Annotated in this window: 3 protein-coding genes; all 3 read left to right on the top strand. The window is 71.4% G+C overall.

Going from position 1 to position 4,226, the window contains the following annotated elements; translation table 11 throughout:
* The first annotated feature begins 297 nt into the window (after positions 1-297).
* Positions 298-1,269 carry a hypothetical protein gene (locus tag ACLEQD_RS38090; RefSeq protein WP_410390757.1) on the top strand — a complete coding sequence of 324 codons (972 nt, stop codon included), beginning with the start codon at positions 298-300 and terminating at the stop codon, positions 1,267-1,269.
* Positions 1,270-1,283: 14 nt separating this feature from the next.
* Positions 1,284-2,993: a hypothetical protein gene (locus tag ACLEQD_RS38085; RefSeq protein WP_410390756.1), complete on the top strand. Its 1,710-nt coding sequence runs from the start codon at positions 1,284-1,286 to the stop codon at positions 2,991-2,993.
* Positions 2,994-3,132: 139 nt separating this feature from the next.
* Positions 3,133-4,226 (top strand): serine/threonine-protein kinase (locus ACLEQD_RS38080; RefSeq protein ID WP_410390755.1); only part of this gene is annotated, 1,094 nt, incomplete at its 3' end.

Raw genomic sequence — 4,226 nt, 5'->3', positions numbered from 1 at the left:
CCGCCGCCACCGCCCTCCGACGACCTGGACGAGGACGAGGACGACGACCGGCCGGGGACGAGCTGAACACGTCGGAGAAGACGCAGATCCGCCCGCGCCGGAGCGTCCGACGCCGGTTAGCCGCGCCGTGGCGCGGGGACCCTCCGGGTTCCCCGTGCACCGGCGACGTGTCGCGTCCACGCGGGCGCCCGGCGCCGGACACCGGCGTCGCCCCCGGGTGGGTGGGGCCCTGTCCCACCACGCGGGTCCGCGAATCCTGACCTTGCGAGGAGGGCGGGTCGGGGAGAAAGTGCTCCCGTGTTGATCCCCTTCCTCGCCGCGCTCACCCTGGTGGTCGCCCAGGCGCCCGCGCCCCCCTCCTCCGCGAAACCCGTCACCGTGCTGCTGGCGCCCACGGACGTGACGCGGGGAACGCCGCGCTACCTCATCGGAACGGCCCAGGAGCACGTGGCCGAGCAGCTCAAGGCCCGCGGCCTGGAGGTGATCCGCGTGGAGGACGTGACGCGCACCCTGCCGAAGAAGAAGCGCACGGCGATGATGCGCTGCAACCGCACGCAGCCGTCCTGCATCGCGTCGCTGGGCATCGCGGCGAAGACGGACGTGGTGATGGTGACGGAGATTGGCCCGTACCTGAACGCGTACAAGGCGGGCGTGCGCGTGTACACGGCGCATGACGGCGCGCCGCTCGTCGAGGAGTCCGTCCCTGGCGTGAGCGCGGACCAGGTGCTGGAAGCGCTCAGCAAGTCGCTGGACGTGGTGGTGCCGCGCACGCTGCGGGTGCTGCGTCCGGAGCCGGTGGCGCCGCCGCCGGTGACGCCGCCCGTGGCGCAGCCGACGCCCAACGTGACGCCGGGAGAGAAGCAGCCGGTGCCGGTGCCGGACCTGACGCCGGGCGTGCAGCCGCCCACGGACCTGGGCCTGAGCGGCACAACGACGGTGGAGACGCCGGGACGGCGCAAGTGGGCGTGGGTGCCGGCGGCGGGCGGCGTGGTGCTCGCGGGGGTGGGGACGGTGTTCTACGTGCAGTCGCGCGGGAAGCTCAGCGACCTGAACAACAACGAGTTCCCCACGCTGGCGGAGGCAGAGGAGGTCCGCGACGCCGGCAAGCGCTCGCAGACGATTGGCGTGGTGGGCATGGGAGTGGGCGCGGCGGCCATCGCGGCGGGCGCGCTGATGTACTTCCTGCCGGTGAAGCAGACGAATGTTCAGCCGTCCGTGACGCTCACGCCGCAGGGCGGTGGAGTGAGCTTCGCCGGGACGTGGCAGTGAGCACGGGGAAAGCCATGCGGAACCTCTGGAAGGTCGGCGCGCTGAGCGCGGTGTTCGGTGCGGTGCTCGGCATGGGCGGCTGCAGCGACTTCGAAGCCGCCTATGAAGGCTGCCAGGACGCGGGCCGCTGCGGACCGCAGGCGAACGGGGATGGCGGGACCGACGGCGGGGAGGACGCGGGTTACGACTGCGAGCCCGTCCCCAATTCAGGGCCTGACCTTCCCGATGATGAGGGAAGGGACACCGACTGCGACGGCGTGGATGGCGTCGCGGACGCGGGTTACTTCGTGGACTCCCTGACCGGCAGCGACACCGCCGACGGCTCCCAAGAGCATCCCTTCAGCACGCTGGGCCGGGCCCTGGAAGCCATCCAGACCGCGCCCTCGGGACGCACCACGATCTACCTGGCGCGGGGCACGTACAGCGCGGACACCACGGAGGTGGTGGGCCTGCCTGTTTCCATCCATGGCGGGTACAGCCGTCGAGGGACCAGCAAGGCCTGGGACAGGTATGTGGACGGCGGCACGCTGATCGCTGGCGGTACGGTGGCCTTCACCGTCCGCGACGTGACCAGCGATCGCGTCCTCCTGGACGGACTCCACATCGCCTCCAGCGACGCGCTCCAGTTCAGTGGCGCATCCATCGGCCTCCGGGTCATCCACACCACGGACCTCCAGCTCCACAACACCGTCGTCGAAGCAGGGCGAGGTGGACCGGGTGAGGCGGGCGCGGTGGGTAATGGGGGTGCGGCGGGCGCGCCAGGCACTGACGGCGGTTCAGCGAAGGGCAGCACTGCTGGCGACCAGGGGCCGGGCGGTGTGCCCTCGTGCTCGGTCAATGGCTCGGGCGTGGGTGGCACGGGAGCCAACGGCGTCGGCCGGGACTTCGGAGACACCGGTGGCACAGGCGAGCCCGACACCGCGGGAGGACTGGGCGGTGGAGATGGAGGTCCCGTCCTCAGCAATGGCGTCTACACATGCACGGGAGGCCAGGGCGCTGACGGAGGAATCGGCAACCCGGGCATGGATGGACTCCTGGGTGACGCGGGCACGGGAATGGGCCTGCTGAACCCGGATGCGGGTCTTTGGGAGCCGCAGGCCCTCCAGCGCGGCGCCAGCGGGACCCCAGGCCGTATTGGCGCGGGGGGCGGTGGCGGCGGGAGTGGTGGCGCGTGCTCGGACCGCAGCGTCAATGCGAGCGAGAACGCCGCCTCGGGTGGCGGAGGAGGCGGAGGCAGTGGGGGTTGTGGCGGTGAGCCCGGAACCGGCGGTGGCGCGGGCGGCGCATCCATCGCAATGGTCCTCATCGACTCCCACGCCACCGTGGGCGTCAACTCGCGGCTGACGACCCGAGGCGGTGGCCCGGGCGGCAGGGGCGGCGACGGCGGCGTGGGTGGACCGGGCGGCGAAGGAGCACTTGGCGGCATCGGGGCCGATGTGTCCGTGATCAGCAAGCTCCCGACCCGCTACACCACCTACGGTGGCAATGGCGGCAACGGAGGAAGGGGCGGAAAGGGAGGCCAGGGAGGTGCGGGTGGAGGGGGCGCCGGGGGTCCTTCGATTGGTATCTGGTGTGCCCAGGACGCGAGGGTCACCCTCGAGGACGGCGGAATGGTCGATCCTGTCGGCGGTGGCACCGGGGGAGAGGGCCCTGGACACCCAGGCGACAAGGGCGTCCAGAGCCCCTCTGTCGGCTGCACCTTCGTCGACGCCGGAACGCCCTGACCCACCGCATCGCCCGCTGGGTGACAGCGGCGGGTGAGAAAACGAGACCCGGGGGCAGGTGCTTGTTTGCTTGCCCTGCATCCACGGGCCGTGACTTCGCTTCCCGGGATTTCACCTGTTACGCTCCCCCGTGGTGGAGATGTCTTCCGAGCTGATCTGCGAAACCTGCGGCCTCACCGTTCCGTCCGAGACGGCGGTGTGCCCTCGCGACGGCACCGTCGTGCTGTCGTCGTTCCATCCGACTCCACCGGAACCGAAGGTCATCGTGGAGCACCCCGGTAACGAAGCCATCGCCCCCACCGACCCCCTCATCGGCCTGAAGCTGGGCGAGTACGAGCTGCGCTCGCGCATCGGCGTGGGCGGCATGGGGCTCGTCTACGACGGCATCCAGCCCCTCATCGGCAAGCGCGTCGCCGTGAAGGTGCTGCGCCCGGAGTTGGCGCACTCGTCCGAACAGGTGGCCCGCCTCCTCGCGGAGGCCCGCGCCGTCAACGCCATCCGCCACCGCGGCATCATCGACATCTTCGGCTTCGGCCAGCTCCCCGACGGTCGCCAGTACATCGTCATGGAGTACCTGGACGGTCAGCCGCTGGACGCCATCCTCGCGGAGAAGGGCCGCCTGCCCGTCCCGGAGGCCCTGTCGCTGCTGGATGAAGTGCTCGCCGCCCTGGGCGCCGCGCACGGCGCGGGCGTGGTGCACCGCGACCTCAAGCCCAGCAACATCTTCCTGGTGCGCCAGCCGGACGGCTCGCGCTACGTGAAGCTGCTGGACTTCGGGCTCGCCAAGCGCGGCGAAGGCCCCACCGTCCGCACCGCGCAGACGCGCACCGACATGGTCGTCGGCACCCCGGAGTACATGGCGCCCGAGCAGGCCCGCGGCCAGTCCGTGGGCCCCATGACGGACCTGTACGCCATGGGCGTCGTCACCTTCGAGATCATCACCGGCCGGCTGCCCTTCATCGGCAGCTCCCCGGTGGACCTGCTCATGAAGCACGTGGAGGCGCGCCCGCCCCGGCCGTCGGAGTTCGTCCCCGACCTGCCGCCCGCCGTGGACGCCTTCATCCTGCAGATGCTCACCAAGGACCCGGAGACGCGCCCCAACTCCGCGGATGTCCTGCGTCAGCACCTGGCCAAGCTGCGCCGCACCCTGCGGGCCACGCGCACAAACCCACCGGGCCCCGCCCCCGTCGAACCCGCGCCGCCCAAGCCCACCGCCGAGCCCGACGAATCTCC

Origin of the sequence: Corallococcus sp. 4LFB, from assembly GCF_046520365.1 — a bacterium.
GTDB lineage: Bacteria > Myxococcota > Myxococcia > Myxococcales > Myxococcaceae > Corallococcus > Corallococcus caeni.
The sequence above is the reverse complement of the archived record's forward strand: the minus strand, read 5'-3'. Positions and strand labels throughout refer to the sequence as shown.